General features: G+C 59.2%; 14 protein-coding genes and 3 pseudogenes. 10 read left to right on the top strand and 7 right to left on the bottom strand.

Features of this window, described 5'->3' with window-relative positions; translation table 11 throughout:
- Nucleotides 1-897: 897 nt before the first annotated feature.
- Nucleotides 898-1,305 (bottom strand): nuclear transport factor 2 family protein, encoded by a 408-nt coding sequence (locus tag KSW38_RS15995; RefSeq protein ID WP_216925911.1) that lies wholly within the window; start codon nucleotides 1,303-1,305, stop codon nucleotides 898-900.
- A gap of 306 nt (nucleotides 1,306-1,611) precedes the next feature.
- Here KSW38_RS15995 and KSW38_RS15990 point away from each other — a divergent pair, with 306 nt between their 5' ends.
- Together KSW38_RS15990 and KSW38_RS15985 are read left to right on the top strand one after the other, a co-directional pair.
- Nucleotides 1,612-2,433: an SDR family NAD(P)-dependent oxidoreductase gene (locus KSW38_RS15990; RefSeq protein ID WP_216925910.1), complete on the top strand. Its 822-nt coding sequence runs from the start codon at nucleotides 1,612-1,614 to the stop codon at nucleotides 2,431-2,433.
- Between the two features lie 324 nt (nucleotides 2,434-2,757).
- Complete coding sequence (locus KSW38_RS15985) at nucleotides 2,758-3,492, top strand: SDR family oxidoreductase (protein ID WP_216925909.1); 735 nt, start codon at nucleotides 2,758-2,760, stop codon at nucleotides 3,490-3,492.
- A 129-nt stretch (nucleotides 3,493-3,621) separates the two neighbouring features.
- Here KSW38_RS15985 and KSW38_RS15980 read toward each other — a convergent pair whose 3' ends face one another.
- From KSW38_RS15980 to KSW38_RS23475, 3 genes and pseudogenes are all read right to left on the bottom strand, one after another.
- Entirely contained in the window at nucleotides 3,622-3,990 is a 369-nt protein-coding gene (locus KSW38_RS15980; RefSeq protein WP_216925908.1) for a cupin domain-containing protein, read from the bottom strand.
- A gap of 548 nt (nucleotides 3,991-4,538) precedes the next feature.
- Nucleotides 4,539-5,221: pseudogene (locus tag KSW38_RS15975) on the bottom strand (ISL3 family transposase).
- 334 nt (nucleotides 5,222-5,555) lie between these two features.
- The gene (locus KSW38_RS23475; RefSeq protein WP_308169401.1) at nucleotides 5,556-6,266 is read right to left on the bottom strand and encodes a transposase; all 711 of its coding nucleotides are present in this window, start codon (nucleotides 6,264-6,266) and stop codon (nucleotides 5,556-5,558) included.
- On the opposite strand from KSW38_RS23475, the gene KSW38_RS23740 reads away from it, so the two are divergent.
- The gene (locus tag KSW38_RS23740; protein WP_308169400.1) at nucleotides 6,253-6,495 is read left to right on the top strand and encodes a hypothetical protein; all 243 of its coding nucleotides are present in this window, start codon (nucleotides 6,253-6,255) and stop codon (nucleotides 6,493-6,495) included. The genes KSW38_RS23475 and KSW38_RS23740 overlap by 14 nt on opposite strands.
- Nucleotides 6,496-6,643: 148 nt before the next feature.
- Here KSW38_RS23740 and KSW38_RS23735 read toward each other — a convergent pair.
- A pseudogene (locus KSW38_RS23735) lies at nucleotides 6,644-6,697 on the bottom strand (hypothetical protein); the annotation flags it as partial.
- Between the two features lie 214 nt (nucleotides 6,698-6,911).
- Between KSW38_RS23735 and KSW38_RS15965 the strand changes: the two are divergent.
- The 7 genes and pseudogenes from KSW38_RS15965 (at nucleotide 6,912) to KSW38_RS23865 (ending at nucleotide 13,961) form a co-directional block, all read left to right on the top strand.
- Entirely contained in the window at nucleotides 6,912-7,370 is a 459-nt protein-coding gene (locus KSW38_RS15965) for a hypothetical protein (protein ID WP_216925906.1), read from the top strand.
- Nucleotides 7,371-7,768: 398 nt separating this feature from the next.
- Complete coding sequence (locus KSW38_RS15960) at nucleotides 7,769-8,047, top strand: IS110 family transposase (RefSeq protein ID WP_216925905.1); 279 nt, start codon at nucleotides 7,769-7,771, stop codon at nucleotides 8,045-8,047.
- Between the two features lie 149 nt (nucleotides 8,048-8,196).
- A complete protein-coding gene (locus KSW38_RS15955) occupies nucleotides 8,197-8,592 on the top strand; it encodes a hypothetical protein (protein WP_216925904.1) in 396 nt (131 codons plus the stop codon).
- A gap of 838 nt (nucleotides 8,593-9,430) precedes the next feature.
- Nucleotides 9,431-10,900: an APC family permease gene (locus KSW38_RS15950; RefSeq protein WP_216925903.1), complete on the top strand. Its 1,470-nt coding sequence runs from the start codon at nucleotides 9,431-9,433 to the stop codon at nucleotides 10,898-10,900.
- Nucleotides 10,901-11,483: 583 nt separating this feature from the next.
- Nucleotides 11,484-12,365: a hypothetical protein gene (locus KSW38_RS15945; RefSeq protein WP_216925902.1), complete on the top strand. Its 882-nt coding sequence runs from the start codon at nucleotides 11,484-11,486 to the stop codon at nucleotides 12,363-12,365.
- Nucleotides 12,366-13,290: 925 nt separating this feature from the next.
- Nucleotides 13,291-13,407 (top strand): annotated as a pseudogene (locus KSW38_RS23465) (carbohydrate kinase); the annotation flags it as partial.
- Between the two features lie 197 nt (nucleotides 13,408-13,604).
- Nucleotides 13,605-13,961, top strand: coding sequence for a hypothetical protein (locus KSW38_RS23865; RefSeq protein WP_428982394.1), 357 nt, complete (start codon nucleotides 13,605-13,607; stop codon nucleotides 13,959-13,961).
- A 286-nt stretch (nucleotides 13,962-14,247) separates the two neighbouring features.
- Here KSW38_RS23865 and KSW38_RS23860 read toward each other — a convergent pair whose 3' ends face one another.
- Both KSW38_RS23860 and KSW38_RS15930 read right to left on the bottom strand, forming a co-directional pair.
- Nucleotides 14,248-14,427, bottom strand: coding sequence for a helix-turn-helix domain-containing protein (locus KSW38_RS23860; protein ID WP_216925901.1), 180 nt, complete (start codon nucleotides 14,425-14,427; stop codon nucleotides 14,248-14,250).
- A gap of 347 nt (nucleotides 14,428-14,774) precedes the next feature.
- On the bottom strand, nucleotides 14,775-15,737 hold the full coding sequence (locus tag KSW38_RS15930) for an alpha/beta hydrolase (RefSeq protein WP_216925900.1): 963 nt from the start codon (nucleotides 15,735-15,737) through the stop codon (nucleotides 14,775-14,777).
- Nucleotides 15,738-15,973: the final 236 nt, after the last annotated feature.

Here is a 15,973-nt window from a genome sequence, read left to right as displayed (position 1 = left end):
CTCCGCACTGGACAAGGAGGCCGGCCCCCGTTTGAAACAGAAGCTGCGGGCCCTGCATTGGGCGCTGCGTCCCCCATTTCTCTTCCTCGGTATGAACTTCGAGGTCGCGGTGGGCACGATGAACAGACTTACACCCGCAATATCAAGCAGGCCCATAAAGATGGCTGGCGTCCGATGCACCAGACGCTAAGGCGCGAACGCGCTTCGTGACGAATCGATAGGCGCCTGTTCACCCCGAGCCGAGAAACGAGGTCGCGGGCGGAAAATTGGCACCTGCGAGCCTCCTGCAAGCGGATAGTGCCAGAAACCGTCCGGTCGGCACCGCTGCATGGATGTCACCGCTGAAAATCGAAACGATGCAGACTGCTCACCCACATGGCGATGCGAGGCACCGTCGCTCGCAGACCAGTCGAGACGACAGTGACACATGGTGCCCCGTCCTGACCGGCACGCGCTAAGGTACGCCTGCATTGGTCTGATCTCGGCGGCATTCGAAGCTCGTCCAGGATGGGCGAGCGAGCCTGCTGCCGACGGAGGTAGCGGTGCCAACGCGCTGTGGATGCAGCCAGGTATGGCCGACCAGCCGCGCGCTAGAGTCATTCGTCGTCCCCGTCGTGACTTGACGTATTCGCGCGGGAATTTGAGTCGTATAGGCAGCAGCGGGTAGGGGCGTTCACTTTCCGTCTGAAAGTGACCGACCGCCAGTCCCGGCCTTCGAGACCAGGTCGGACATGCCCGCAAGCACCTGCGCATGGGCAACGTGAGCGCATGCGATCCGGGCGACGGCCTGCAAGTGGGCTCTCCTGTAGAAGGGCGGGCTTGCAGAATCTGAGCCCGCCGGCAACGGGCCCTGACGCTGCCCCGCTGGCCCAAAGGTGAGAGCGCTGCGGGCGGGACCTAGTCGAGGTTGCCGAAGAAGCTTTCAACTTCGTGCTGGTTCATGTCGCTGAACCAGCATTCGATAATCTGTCCACCCTCGAACTTGTACAGGCCAAGTCGGTCCGTGGCAACACTTTCGTCGCCCTTTGTCCAGACTTCGTGAACCATCAGCAGTACGCCATCATCACCGGCCAGCAGGACCTCGTTCTGCCCCCCGACATCCCAGGTGTCTGTGTAGGCGGCAACGCGGCCTATCCAATCGCGGGCGAAGGCTTCACGGCCGTGATAGTCACCGGACAGCGGGCCGTTTCCGCCCATGTGAACTACTACATTTTCGGCAAAAAAAGCGATTCCAGCTTCTTGGTCGCCGCGTTCCCAGGCTGCGTGATACTCGTGCAGGAGGTGGAGGGAAGATTCTGTGGACATGCTTTCTCCTTGTTAGGGGCTGCTCAGTAGCACCTTACGAAACGTTAATTAGGTGAGGCGCCGAGCGGTCACCGGGCTGTGTGGTTGATTATCGCCCCTACCCCTTCCGCATGGCAATATCGGGCGTAAAGCTACAGAAATGTCTTGACGGTTCTCCTTAATGGTGATTCAGTTCATACCAATACAAGTTGGTTGTTACCTGTGAGCTGTTCGGTCCAGCCCGGCCGCCTGAAGACGTCCACCCCCGCCCTCGGCCGTACAGCTAATCCCGGCTACACCACCGGGCAAGGATTAAGGAGACACGAAATGAAACAGCTCAATTACCGACGACTGGAAGGCCAGCACGCCATCGTAACCGGTGCCGGTCGAGGCATTGGCCAGTCGATCGCACAGAAGCTCGCGGCAGAGGGAGCTGAGGTACTTGTCGTTGGCCGCGCGCTTGGACCACTCAGTGAAACTGTCGAATTAATTGAGGAAGCCGGCGGACGTGCATGGGCCCTTTCCGCAGACATTTCGTCAGAGCAAGACGTTCAACGACTGACTACTGAAGCACTGGACCGGTGGAGCCGCATCGACATCCTGGTGAACAACGCAGCAGTGTTTGACGAACCGCCATTTTTGGAGGTGGACGCAGCCACCGTCCGCCGGAATTTTGACATCAACGTTGTGGGAACGTTCCTCATGTCACAGGCCGTCGCAAGGAGCATGGTATCTAATCGAAGTGGTTCGATAATTCACATTTCTTCAATCGACGCCCTTGGTGCTGATGGCCCTGTAACTGCTTATTCAGCCACCAAAGCTGCGGTAGTGAGCATGGCGCGAACGATGACGATCGAGCTTGCGCAATTCGGTGTCAGGGTTAACTGCGTGGCACCTGGGTTCGTCAACACCGACATGGTGCATAAAACGTCAACACCGAACGTGCTGGATCACATGCTTAACGATTTCACCCGGGTGCCTATCCGCCGGCTTATCGAACCCGAAGAGATAGCTGCAGCAGTAACATTCCTTGCCTCGGATGAAGCGTCGGCAATCACTGGACAGAACCTGGTTGTAGACGGGGGACTCACTTCAAATCTGTTTGTCATGGAGACACTCCCGGAGTCGATGATTCCTCTCGGTCAGTGATTAGATCCGCCGGCCCTAGCAACGGTGGAATGGGAGATGTTCCTCGGAGTTCTCGCTGCACAAGATGCTCCTCGGACCTCAGCCATGCCGTAAACCGTTGAGCGGCAGCCCCACCGGGCTGCCGCTCAATCCTGTGTGCTGTAGGCCGGCCTCCTAGCCATCGCGACAACAACAAACGGAAGACTCTGCCAGAAAGTGATTCCACGAAGCATGCACCAGATACCAGAAAAGCAATCGGCGGATCCTGTGTCAGCCACAACTGATAGCACCGGCCTGCGTACCCAGCCCGCCAAACTACTCGGAGAACGGAGCCGCCTAGCGGGCATGCCGGTTCTGGTGTCAGGTGGTGCACGTGGCATGGGTGCAGCGATCGCCCGTGAGGTGATCGAACAAGGCGGGCAGGTGGTTCTCGCGGATGTACTGGAAAAAGAAGGGCAAGACCTTGCCGATTCACTCGGCAGCGCTGCTTCGTTCATCCATCTTGATGTGACTCAAGAAACCAGTTGGGAACGGGCGGTCTCTCACGCGCAAGATCGTTTTGGTCAACTTGGCGGACTCGTTAACAACGCTGGTATCCTGCTCGAAGGGCGGGTTGAAACAACGACCCCTGAACAGTGGCAACGGACAATTGCCGTAAATCAACTAGGCGTTTTCCTCGGGATGAAGGCTGCCGTGAAGGCGATGCGTTCAGCAGGAGGCGGTTCAATCGTGAATATCTCCTCCACTGCTGGGATGACAGGCTTCACGGATTGTTTCGCCTACGTCGCCTCTAAATGGGCGGTGAGGGGGATGACCAAAGCCGCAGCCTTGGAACTGGCACAATATGGCATCAGGGTGAACTCGGTGCATCCTGGCGACACGATGACAGACATGATAGCGGGAGCGGTAGCTTCCAGCGGCGCTGTGACCACCCACGATCAGATACCGTTGGGCCGGTATGCGCTCCCGTCTGACATCTCAAAGCTGGTTCTGTTCTTGCTTTCGGCCGAGTCCAGTTATATCAGCGGCGCCGAGCATGTCATTGACGGCGCCGTGACCGCCGGAACACCAGCGCACTAAAACCGTCGGCCGGTCCACATTTTGGACCGGCCGAAAGCGCAGACTGCAGCGAGAGACCCTTGCCCGCACAGCAGTGGGCGCGCAACTTCAGAACTGCAGGGTCCTGCCCCCTAGCCCGACCCCACATCCCTACGAATACACGACGTAAAACTTTTTTAGCTCTTCTTGAACGTCCCACTCACCTTTCCACCCCACTGGAAACACAGCAACGTCTCCCGGGCCCAGCCGGACCGACTCACCACCTTCCTGAGTGACGACCAGGCGCCCGGCAAGGACGTAGATGACTTCGTTATAATCCTCAAAGGTCCAATGGGATCGTCCGACTTCGGCTTTCCAAAAACCGACTGAGGATCCTCGGTTTGCCTGGGCGAACAATTCATATGTCCACGTCTCAATTTTTCCACTGAGAGGTGTTGCAGCAGGCGGTTCCAACAGGCCCGATGAGGGAATGCTGTCAAAGGCAATATGCGCATTTTGATAAATAGTCAAATGTCTCATCTCTTCTTCTTACTTACCAACCATTAGCGAGTAATCACTTTATCCGAACTGCGGGCCTTGAGCCAAGAACTTACAAGAGCAAGCACAAGAAAGTACTCACCTTTTCCATTAGCTGAATTTTGCCGAAGAACTTGCTACCGGAACGGCTTTTGTGGATTTCTAGTACCGCCGATAGACGGTCACCACCAAGATTAATGGTCGGTAAGGTAGTAGTCAAGACAACTAAGACTTGCAGCGATGCAAAGAGGTTGAATGTTGATGAACCCCACCGTGTGCTCAGCACCATCGGTAGGAAGCCTCGCACTCGGCTCGATCAGGTTCGGGATGCAGCAAAGTTGTGGTCACTTTACGTCCGTTAAACTTCGGCGATTAAAATGAGAGGCATCTGCGCGGAGAGTGACCGAACCTCTTTTTGACCGGATGGCAGCAGCTTCCACCGCATAATGCTCTTCGAATTTTGCACCCAAAAGAGGTAAAAGCTCACTTGAGCGCAATGAGGGCGCGCTCTCCAATGTTGGACCTGCCGCAATTTTTGGCATTACACACTTTCATTCGGACGGAGCGGGGCACCATAGGAAGAGTGAATCTCTACTCATGGCAGTGGAAGCATGCTTTATAGCGAAGGAAACCGGCTCTTCACGGTTCGTGGGTAAATGGATTTCTCGGATGAGCGTCATGCCGCTGTCCGGACGGCACTTCTCAAGAGTGATAACCGATTTGTAGTTGGCGGCGATGCGGTACCCACTGGCGGTGCGTTTGATGTTTTTGATCGCGGTGTTGTTGGCCTCGATCTTGCCGGTAGTTGCGGCGGTGACGATGAGCACCTCGATCTCTTTCCACCATCTGCAGGCAGTGCGGTAGAGCCTGTTCGTCTCAGGTCGTGCCACTGCCTTAACGAGTTCTTCGAGAATGTCTTTGGCTGCGGCGGCATCCTCCAGGGAGCTGGTGCGAGAAGGTGCCTGAGCTGTTCCCTGACCTTCCAGACGGCCTGGAGGGTGCCTGTCGGATCGTCGACGGCGAAGACTTCCTCGAGTCGGAGCGCGGCCCGGCAGCAGAGCGTATCGCCGCCGCACAACAGGAGCATCCGGCGCGCCCAGGCCTGGTCGATTGCCCTGCCGCGGCGGCCCTTGACCTGCTGGTAGAGTTTCTGCCGGGTCTCGGTCATGGCCTGGTTGGCCAGTGAGATCAGGTGGAAGTGGTCAACGGCGGGCGCCGTGCGGGGAAGCCACATCCGCCACTCCAGGGGCCGGGCAAATGGCCAGTCCCCGATGCCCTTGTGGTCACGCCCGTCCACCATGCCGCCAAGGACCTGTCCGGTGTCCAAATACACGATCGTTGTCATCCATGGCTCGAAGCGTGTCCAGGTCTTCGTTCCCGGCTCTTGGAAGTAGCGAACTGACCGGAAACGGTGCTCATCAATGCCCAGCATCCGCGGGCTGAGCGCGTCCACGTCAGGCAGCTTCAGCAGGTACGCCTCGGCGGCGGCGGCACGGACCATCCACAGGACACAGCGAAGCAAAGGGGCTCTTCACGGTTCGTGGGGAAATGGGTCCCTGGAATGAGCGTCATGCCGCCGTCCGGACGGCACTTCTCAAGAGGATAACGGATCTGTAGTTTGCTGCATTGCGGTACCCGCGTGCGGTTCGCTTGATGTTCTTGATGGCGGTGTTGTTGGCCTCGACTTTGCCTGTCGTGGCGCCGGTGACGATGAGCACCTCGATCTCTTTCCACCATCGGCAGACCGTGCGGTAGAGCCTGTTTGTCTCAGGTCGCGCCGCTGTCTTGACGAGTTCTTCGAGGACCTCCCTGGCTGCGGCGGCATCCTCCAGGGAGCTGGTCCGCAGCAGAGCGCGGAGTTGTTCCTTGACCTTCCAGACTGCCTGGAGGGTGCCGGTCGGATCATCGGCGGCGAAGACTTCCTCGAGCCGAAGGACGGCCCGGCAGCGGAGATTGTTGCCACCGCGCAGCAGGAGCATCCGGTGCGCCCAAGCCTTATCGATGGCCCTGCCGCGACGGCCCTTGACCTGCTGGGAGAGGTTCTGCCGGGTCTCGGTCATCGCCTGGTTGGCCAGCGAGATCAGGTGGAAGTGATCGACCGCGACAGCGGTGCGGGACAGCCACATCCGCAGCGCCTTCCGGAACGCCGCGGAGGGATCGATCGCGACGACCTGCACTGCCAGTTGCCACTCCAACGGTCGGGCGAACAGCCAGTTCCCGACGCCCTTATGGTCCCGCCCGTCGACCACGCCAAGGACCTGCCCGGTGTCCAGATCCACGATCGTAGTCATCCACGGCTCGAAGCGCGTCCAGGACTTGGTTGACGGGGTCCTGGAAATAGCGCACGGACCGGAAGCGGTGCTCGTCAATGCCGAGGATCCGTGGGCTGAGGTTGTCCACGTCGGGCAGTTTCAGCAGGTACGCCTCGGTGACGGCTGCGCGGGACCATCCACCAGCTCACCGCGAACCCGGCAGCTGTCTCCAACACGGCCCTGCCGGAGCGGATGACCGCGTCCACGAGCTGGTCCCGCAGCCGGCTCGTCGAGCGGGCACGGCGCGGTACCTGTGGGGTGGATTCAAAGAACGAGAGCCGGTCGCAGGCCCGTTCGTCGCAGTACCAGCGGTACTTGGACCAGAGCACCTCCACCGGGCCGGCAACAGGAATATCGCGGAGCCGTTGGAAGCGCCGTTCCTTCCGCCGGGAAGCGATGACGCCGCAGCCCGGGCAGCCCGGCAGCTCGTCAGTTTCGACGATGACCTGCCGCCGGCCGGCGGTGACGGTGGGGGAGATGACGCGGTAGTCGGGCAGATTCTAAAGAGGATGGTGGCAGCGTCGGCTGCGACCCCGGTAGGCTCGATCAAGGCCCGTGTTCCTTCCAGGTTGAATGCTAGACACACTCATCCCAGCAGGGCCACGGGCCCCCTTGTCTTCAACGACACGAACTCAATTCCCCACCAACCACGAAGAGCCAGCAAAGGGATGTCTCAGAGACTGCCCTGCCGGAGGTGATGACGGCGTCCACAAGCTGGTCCCGAAGCCGGCTCGTGGACCGGACAGGGCGCGGGACCTGTGGGGTGGATTCGAAGAACGACAGCCGGTCGCACGCCGGTTCTTCGCAGTACCAGCGGTACTTGGACCAGAGCACGTCCACCGGCCCGGCGACGGGACCATCGCGGAGCCGTTGGAAGCGGCGCTCTTTCCGCCGGGAGGCGATGACACCGCAGCCCGGCAATTCATCGGTTTCGACGATGACCTGCCGCCGGCCGGCGGTGACGGTGGGGGAGATGACACGGTAGTCGGGCAGATTCTAAAGAGGATGGTGGCAGCGTCGGCCGCGACCCCGGTAGGCTCGATCAAGGCTCGTGGTCCTGTTCCGGGTTGAATGCCCAGCGAGCCAGCGGCCGCGCCGCTCCGTGAGGACCGAAAATGTCCCCGGGTGCTGCATACTTTGCTGGCCCCGCAAGCGAACCGCGCGCATGATGGGATTGTCCGTTGTGGTTGATGCTGATGTGTCAATGGTGCCGAATTTCGGCCCGCTGCTTAGCGTGGCGCGGAGGACCCACAGGAACCCTGGACTTTTGCTGCGAGCACGAGTATTAGATTCCAAATCTGTCATCCTGTCCTCCCCATACCGGGCACCGCTATCACGTCAAGATAGTGCGGGAGGAACAACATCATCCACGACCGGGCCGTCGGAATCGACATCTCAAAGCGGGACGCCAAAGTCTGCGTGCGCCTGCCGTCCGCCAATGAGGGCCAATTCAGCTCTACGGTCAGCACATGGGCTTCAACTGCGGACGAATACTGGACCTGCGTAACTTTCTAGAGCGGCAAAACGTCACGACTGTGGCCGTGCAAGCAACGGGTGACTACTGGAAGCCGTTCTACTACGTGCTCGAGAACACGCTGCCGGTTCTGTTGGTCAAATGCCAAAAACGCCCGCAACATCCCGGACGAAAAGCAGACGTCTCGGACGCCGCATGGTTGGCTCAACTCGCCCCTTCATGGGCTCCTGCGACCCTCGTTCGTACCCCCACCGCCTATCCGCGACCTTCGTGACCTAACTCGGGCACGAGCCATCACCGTCCGAGACCGCACACGCGAAATTCAGCGGCTGGAAAAGTTCTTGGAGAGTTCGGCAATCAAGCTTTCCGCCGTCGTCTCAAGCCTGACGGGAGTTTCCTCCAGGGAAATACTCGAGGACCTGGTTGGCGGCCAACGCGATCCTCACATCCTGGCAGCCCATGCAGGGCAAGCTCAGGCAGTGGATCCCTGAACTGGCGGCAGCCCTGAACGGCAGGTTCGGCGACCACCACGTATTGATGACCAGACTTTATCTGGAACAGATCGATGCACGCTCCCGCCGGGTCAAAACCCTGACGGAGGCCATTGAACGGCTGATGCAACCGTTCCGGCAGGCCCGCGACGCCCTCTGCGCCATCCCTGGGGTCTCTGCTCTGGTCGCCGACGTTCTCATCGAGGAAACCGGCGCGGACATGAGCGTCTTCTCAACGGCAGGCAAACTCGCGGCCCCAAAGAATCCGCGGGACGCGTCAAGTCATCCCACACACGACCAGGCAACAAATACCTCAAAGCCGCCCTAGGCATCGCAGCGCTTGCAGTCTCCCGCACCAAAGGCACCTACCTCGCTGCCAGATACCGCAGTGTCTCCTCCCGGCCGGGCACGATGAAGGCTCTTGTCGCCGTGGAACACTCCATACAGACCGCGGCGTGGAACCAGGAAACCATTCCGGCACAAATGCAAATCGATGCGTGGCACCAGTACATCTGGAAAAACAACTTTGGCCTCCTCTCCGTTTCTTCAAAGGACACGCCCAAGTGGGGCGAACCCTTGGACGTCCCTACCTTGTGCGCGGACGTGGTAGGCGTTCCTGGGCCGACACGGATTGAACAGGTGAACGGCCGGGGAACGTTCTCGACCGCCGCAAGAAGGCACCACGGTTCTCGCTCGTAGCGAGGTTCAACACAGCCTTTGCCAGTTCTGCCAAGGCCCCCGATCGAGCTGAGGGAAGCAGTCGCCCGTCGAGGTCCTACCTAACAGCCGTTAAGTTCTGCCGCCCTTCAGAGGACCAAGGCTCTAACGTTCGTTCAATCGACGTCCACAGCAAGGCCACCCTCCACAGTGCGCAACGTCAGCAAATCCCCGCAAAACAGGCGATCCCACCATCAAGACATCCAGAAATATGCGGCCAAACTCTTGCCAAGGCCCACGTGACCGTAGTTACATTTATTGAGGCGCCTAGTTTTACAACCGTTAAATCCCTCTCCACTCGCTCGCTTGTGAGCAAAGGACATACTCCTATGAGCGCATTACCCCAACCGCAGGGCCATGAAGAAGCATTCAACGGGCCCAACGCAGCATCCAGCGGGTCCCTAGGACTAGCAAAGGAAGCAGGCAACACTCCCAGACTGACGGGAAAGATGAGCGCTTCGTCTCTGACGTTGACCGTCCTGGCCTTCTCCGCACCAATGGCTGTCGTCACCGGATTCATCCCGTTCACGATCCTCTTCGGCGGCGAAGGCGCTACTTTTGCCTTCGTTCTTGTGACCATCCTTCTGCTGGTCTTTTCCGTCGGCTATATCGCCATGACCAAGCACCTGCCTAAACCTGGGGCTTTCTACTCTTTCATCACCGCGGGGCTCGGCAAGGGGGCCGGACTCGGCTCCGCCTACTTGGCCATCGTCTCCTACATAGCTGTTCTCGTTGGGAGTTACGCCTTTCTGGGACTTTGCGTGTCAGGGCTGGTCACCACCCTCAACGGCCCGGATATTCCTTGGTGGGCTTGGGCCATCGCTGGCTGGGCCATTGTGAGCACGTTAGGTTACTTCCACATCGAGGTTTCTGCAAAGATTCTCTCCATCGCCATGGTCGGCGAAGTCATCCTTGTAATGATCTTCAATGTGTTCGTGCTTGCGAAGGGAGGCGCGGAGGGGCTCTCCGCCACACCTTTCACGCCCGGAGCCCTCATGGGCGGCGACGTTCCGGTCACGATGCTTTTTTGTATCTTGGTGTTCATGGGCTTTGAGGCCACCGCGCTCTTCAGAGACGAAGTGCGCACACCCAATAAGACAATCCCGCGAGCAACGTACGGAGCTGTCCTGTTCGTGGGCGTTCTCTACATCATTTCGGCCTACGCCTTGACGTCGGCATACGGATCGAAGGCGCAAGAAGTGGCAACCAATGCTCCCGCAGCAATGTTTCCTGACGCTATCGGCGCGTTCGTCGCCCCCGTCTTCACAGAGCTCGCATTTATCTTCGTCATTACTTCACTCGTTGCGGCGCTGATCTCCATCCACAACGTCGTGGCCCGTTATGTCTACAACCTGGCGTACGACAGGGCCTTACCGGTTTACTTGTCGAAAATCCACGTGCGCCACCACTCGCCCCACCGGGCCTCAACTGCGGTGGGGGTCGCCGCCGGCCTCGTAATTCTGTTTCTAATCCTGGCCGGGACCGACAGCGCTAAGGTATATGGGCAACTTTCTGGGTTGGGTTCGGTTGGGATCATTTTCCTGATGGGCGCTGTCAGCCTGTCCGTGATTGTTTGGTTCCGCACCAAGGCAAAGCTCTCGGGAGAAAACGCCTTCAAGGTCATCATCGCTCCCCTGGTTTCGTTGCTGGCTTTCGCCTTCACAGTGGTTTTCGCGCTCCTCCACTTCGAACTCATCGTGGGAGGAGCTCCGGGGGAGAACATCGGCCTGGCACTGATTTTGGCCACGACCTTCCTTGCCGGCATCGCCCTTACCCTCTATTTTCGGTTTGTCAAGCCGCACCTGTACGCCGGCCTCGGTCACTCTGATCACAGCCCCGCTGGTAAAGCCGCCACGCAGAACGCTGACCAGTTAGAACCAACGCACGCACTCGATGGCAGCAGCCTGCCCAACCAGTAGCTGCCTACGGCAACATTGCAGAAGCCACCGGTGGGACCAGTGCGTGAACACAGCTACTGGTTCCACCGAGGTTCAATCGCCTTGCCGAAAAGTAACCCCTCCGTGAAGAAAGCGATCAATGGGCCAGTTACGTCAGAGCTCTTTGAAGCGCATCGCTGGTACCTGCGAAGAGGAAGACGATGGCCCATCGGCAAGCCTGTATCCTGGGCGTGCCATGCCTCAGAGTTCTTGGGCCCGGAGGCGCAGCTGTCGGATCGAAGATGGTCGACGAGGTTCTATGCCCTACGCGTCGCGCCCTTAACCTTGACGCAGAGGGTAGTCCGACTCTGCTCTGAACTTGGCCGGCCCCTCCATGAAATAAGCGACTAAGTGGGCCGGCGAGCCCGACCCACTTGCGGCGTCGGCGTCCCCGAAGACACATCTTCCTCCACCTCTCAGCGGTGCACGCTTACTGAGGCAATAGAAGCGTGAGCCGTTCATGAAGGTTCCGGAAATAGGTCAGCGTTCGCTCAGCTGCCAGGTAGTCACCCTGCTGCCACGTCTACTTGGACACGCGGGCAGCGCGCAACATCAGCAAGGGGCAATGAGGCTTGCTTCATACAAACCCTTGGCCGGCAACGACGGAGCTTTGACGACCCCTCGTGATATCAGAACCTTCGGGGGCACGCCGTCCGTCCCGCGGCCCCACATGGCCGCGACCAACAATAATCCCATAAGGGGGAGAGGCAAGGCGGACATGGAAATGAGTCAATTTGATGTCGCTGGGTTAGGACCGGGTAACTATCCTGACTTCCGGGCGGCTGCCTCACCAATGTTGACGGCCTCATCTGAGATGCGTCTATACCTTGAAAAGTTCAACTGGTCGTGTTTATCGGACGAGGGATGCCAGCTACTGGAGACATTTGTGTCCGAGGCGTGCACTAAGAGTTACAGGAGCCTCTCCGTGCGGAGCCTCGCTCATCAACTTGGCGTAAGGCCAAGCATCCTTCTGAGGCGATTTCCTGGGGGAGTTGACGAGATCGCCACCGAAGCCTTTCGTTGGCATTTTTACAAATTCGCTTCAGCCGTGCTCCAGGCGATAGAACACGCAGCAGACGCCGAAACCTACTGGAGAAGCCTAGTACGTGTACACCTTGAGCGTCAGTTGGCGGCACCGGAACACGACTTGTGGGACGTCCTGATAGCGGCTGACCGCGTTGCTGGTTTCCTGCCACCCCAAATGCTCGTGGAGTACTTCGAGGGGTACGGATTGTACGAACGAATGTACGCAGCAGCTGCTTTCGAGCTCGGCTACCGCTTCGATGACGTGGGGAAGTTTGTGAAGGTGGTCGTCAAAGTCTTAAGCGCCGCTGGTGAGTGGTGTACGTGGAATGGGAAGCAGGATGCGATGAATTCCTGCGTCACTCAGGGTGTCGCAATCACGCGCGCACTAATGAGCGTAGATCTAGGTTTGAACTCACGATGACTATAGCGTTTTCTGTCGTCGGAGCTGTGACCTGCCCTTTGATAGACACCCTGATTTTCTCGTCTACCGGGGCCTTCACTCGTGGCTCACGGGAGATCCCGAGAAGGGTTGGTTAGGCGAGGTCGCCAATTTCGTCCACCTTCAGGAAATTGGTGGAGACACCCCCTTCCCAAAATGAACCGAGGGCAAGGCCCACCACTGCGTCCTGGGCTACCGCTCGCAGCCAATCTGTGAGTGAAGTGCGGTCGCGACAAAGTCAACAGACAATTGGTGAAGGCGTTCCATCGGCCCGCCGTGATATTGAAGTCCCACAGAACCCCTGTCCAGGTGCTGGGGGCGCATGCAAAGGATGCGGGCCAGAGCCATAACGGCATGGAGGCGACCGTGCGTCGGATTGCCTCCGAGGGGTTGCAGGGCCACAGCCTGTTAAGGTTGGTCGTGACCGCAAAGTAGAGCACTGCCAGTGTTCCAGGCTCTGACCGCCAGCCGGAACCGCGTGGGCCGGACGAAGATCGTCGGCCCTTCATAAGGTTCGGAAGATGGCATCGGGGATTCGGATGTGGGCGTGCTGAATTCCTGGTTTTCCACCCAGCCGTCCTACGAACATCAGTTCCTGCCTGTCTTCACGGCCCAGGGTGAGCGGCGGGTTCTGCGATGCCGGCCAAGACTTCTCGCGCCAACCATCAAGGCAAAACCGCAGGTAAGAGACGGTCCTCACGCCGTTATCCGCGTCCAGACATCGCCCCACGTCGCAGCGGATCTCCGCGGGGCTGACAGCTTCCCCAAACACCGCAGGACTCCGCGGCGATTCCGCCGATCACGACCGGAGCAGGGGATAGGGCGGAAATGACTCATCCGATGAGATATAAGGTTTTACCTTATATCTCATCGGCGTTCGATCTAGGGCGTCAGTTGATGAAAGAATTCCCTGCTTGGGAGCCACGCCGAAGCGAAAACAACCTTCGAAGAACTCGTATACCTGACTGAGGTCGTCAAACTCAGTAACGAGGACGCCCACTGGCTCTATCCCGGGAAAACACTAGTGTCGTGTGTCGTTAATAGTTAGACACTTGGGCGTTTGGGAAGATTGGTTATGGACAGCCGTCTTGCTGCTGCCCTGGGTCTTCGTGAAGGTGATTTTGAGGAGCTTCTGCGCTTGTCCCGGTCTACCTCCGGTCGGGCAGGCCCGCGCAGCGGGCGCGGATCGCGATACTGGCCGCGGAAGGTCTGTCGAACACCGTGACTGCCGAAAGGATCGGGACTACCCGCACCACGGCCATCGGGTGGCGTAACCGTTACGAGTCCGCGGTGAGTGAGGGTCTGCATGACCACGACCGTCCCGGGCGCGCGCAGGACGAACCACGGGACGTTGTGGCCGCCACACTGCTGACGCCCCCGAAGAAGTACGGGGTGACGCACTGGTCCCCGCGGCTGCCGGCGCGCATCTGGGTCTTGGGAACGCCAACGCCACGGTGGCCCGGGCCTGGCGGGAATACGAGGTGCAACCCTGGCGGGCCGGGGCGTTCAAATTCTCCACTGATCCGGACCTCGTCGCGAAGGTCACTGATGTCGTCGCTCTGTGCCTGGCTCCCCTAGCGCACCACCGCCTTTTGCGGCGGCTTCAAATAGAGACCGACGACGTCGATGAGCTGCTCTTCAAGACGTGGGTCGTTGGAGAGCTTGAATGAGTCCACCAGATGTGGCTTCAGGCACCGCGCGGCCCAGATACGCTAGACTTGGGCCGGCGACACTCCGACCTTCGCCGCTATGGCCGCACCGACCAGCGCGTCTGCCCCTCAGGCCAGGAATTTCGCGTCAGCTCAACGATCTCGTCAAACCTTGACTGCAGGATGACGGACTTGCCTCCCGCCACGGACAGACCTCACCCAGATGGGCGAGACCCGGCGAAGCGCGCCCGCCACGAACGCACAGTCGCCGGACTCACACCAACCACCCTCGCGATCCACTCGCTGGCCAAGCCTTCGGCGGCCATCAGCAAAACCTGGGCCCTCCGGACCTCCCGATGAGACGCCGTCCCGGACTTGGAAAGCGTCTCCCACAAAGCCTGTTGGGCCTCCGTTCACCGCCAATGCAAGAGCCTGGTTCGACATGCCCACGCGCTCCAAGGGATGTGTGTCAGGCGCCGAAGGCATAGTGCTGGACAGCAGCGTACTCGGGGCGTAGGTCCTTGCGTCCCCGTAGAAAGATACATCCGGCAGCATCGCTCGCTTATGTGAAGTCGTCATCGGCAACGACTCGGTCACAGACAGATTCCGCCTGCACCGCATCCACCCCGCCCCACATTGGCATGGTTCGATGTATTCAATCCGTTTTTGGAGGATAGGCCTCGTCATTGGCCGTGACGCGTGCAGCCCGGACTGGTTTATCCAACCGTTTGGCTGCCCGGGGTCAGAGTTTGAGGGCCTCGCGTAGCGCGCGCAGCCGCGTTGTCCAGATTTTCTGGGACAACGCAGCTTCTGGAGCGAAAAGCTCTGCAGCATGGTAGGCGCCGGGGTACACGTGGAGCTCTGTAGGTACGCCGGCCGCTATAAGCCGCTGAACCAGCGCGATGTCTTCATCTCGAAACAAGTCGTGCGTTCCTACGTCAATGAAAGTAGGGGGCAATCCCGTGAGGCTGACGGCGTGGAGTGGTGCGGCGTATCCGTCTGGTTCCTGGTGACCGAGGAACCAGCTCCAGGCCTCGATGTTTGTTCTGCGGTCCCACACACCTATCTCAGTAACTTCGAATGTCGACGGCAGAGCATTTCTATGATCAACCATAGGATAAGGAGCCATCGTGTACGCGATCTGAGGGTACTTCATGTCCCGCGCCTTGAGGGATGTCGACAAGGCCAAATTTCCTCCAGCGCTGCCCCCGTATACGGCCAGTCTCCTGGGATCGAATCCTAGGGTCGTTGCATTGGACGCCATCCATGAGAGCGAGGAATAGCAGTCCTCCAGCTGAGCAGGATGGGGATGCTCGGGGGCTTTGCGATAGCCCGTGGACACGACGAGGATGCCGAGCTCCTCGCAGAGTTTGACGGCTAAGCCGTGCTCGTAGTCCAAGTTGCCCAACGTCATGCCGCCACCATGTATGAAAAAGATGGCCGCGGAGCCCTTGACGTAATTCTCTGGACGATAGATTCTCACTGGGACGAGGCCGCCGTCCGAAGACCTTTCCACCATCAGATCTTCGGTCGAGCAGGTTTGTGCAGCTACGATCTCTTGGGTCATCTCCGCGACCATCTTCGCATCGACGCGCCGGCGTTCTGCGAGATCGGTGATGGCATTGATTCCGCCGGGGAGTGATTGCAGAAGGAGTTCGAGGGGAGCCCTGACCTCCTGGTCTAGTCCGTCTCGCTGGCTGTTCATGAGCGTTCCTAACTTGCACTTGGGAAAGGGGCGCGGTCACCGCCAGTGACGTAGCCACCTTCTCGGGATCAATGGCGTGGAGCGTTGAATGACTATAAAGCTAGTGAAATATATCCACCTTGATTGAGGCACTGCAAGAGCCAATGGCCCCTCAGCCCAGTTCGGTAACCGCACCTGACGAGAGTGAAAGACTTTCTGCAAGTGCGCACTTCCCGGATGAACCGCCAAGGGGGAGC

This window comes from Paenarthrobacter aromaticivorans, assembly GCF_019038615.1.
Classification (GTDB): Bacteria; Actinomycetota; Actinomycetes; order Actinomycetales; family Micrococcaceae; genus Arthrobacter; species Arthrobacter aromaticivorans.
This window is presented reverse-complemented; position numbering and strand designations above follow the sequence as displayed.

Coding starts and splice junctions, on each gene's coding strand:
- KSW38_RS15995 (WP_216925911.1), bottom strand. CDS start 1,305: ATGTCCACAGAATCTTCCCTCCACCTCCTGCACGAGTATCACGCAGCC.
- KSW38_RS15990 (WP_216925910.1), top strand. CDS start 1,612: ATGAAACAGCTCAATTACCGACGACTGGAAGGCCAGCACGCCATCGTA.
- KSW38_RS15985 (WP_216925909.1), top strand. CDS start 2,758: ATGCCGGTTCTGGTGTCAGGTGGTGCACGTGGCATGGGTGCAGCGATC.
- KSW38_RS15980 (WP_216925908.1), bottom strand. CDS start 3,990: ATGAGACATTTGACTATTTATCAAAATGCGCATATTGCCTTTGACAGC.
- KSW38_RS15960 (WP_216925905.1), top strand. CDS start 7,769: ATGGGCTTCAACTGCGGACGAATACTGGACCTGCGTAACTTTCTAGAG.
- KSW38_RS15950 (WP_216925903.1), top strand. CDS start 9,431: ATGAGCGCTTCGTCTCTGACGTTGACCGTCCTGGCCTTCTCCGCACCA.
- KSW38_RS15945 (WP_216925902.1), top strand. CDS start 11,484: ATGAGGCTTGCTTCATACAAACCCTTGGCCGGCAACGACGGAGCTTTG.
- KSW38_RS15930 (WP_216925900.1), bottom strand. CDS start 15,737: ATGAACAGCCAGCGAGACGGACTAGACCAGGAGGTCAGGGCTCCCCTC.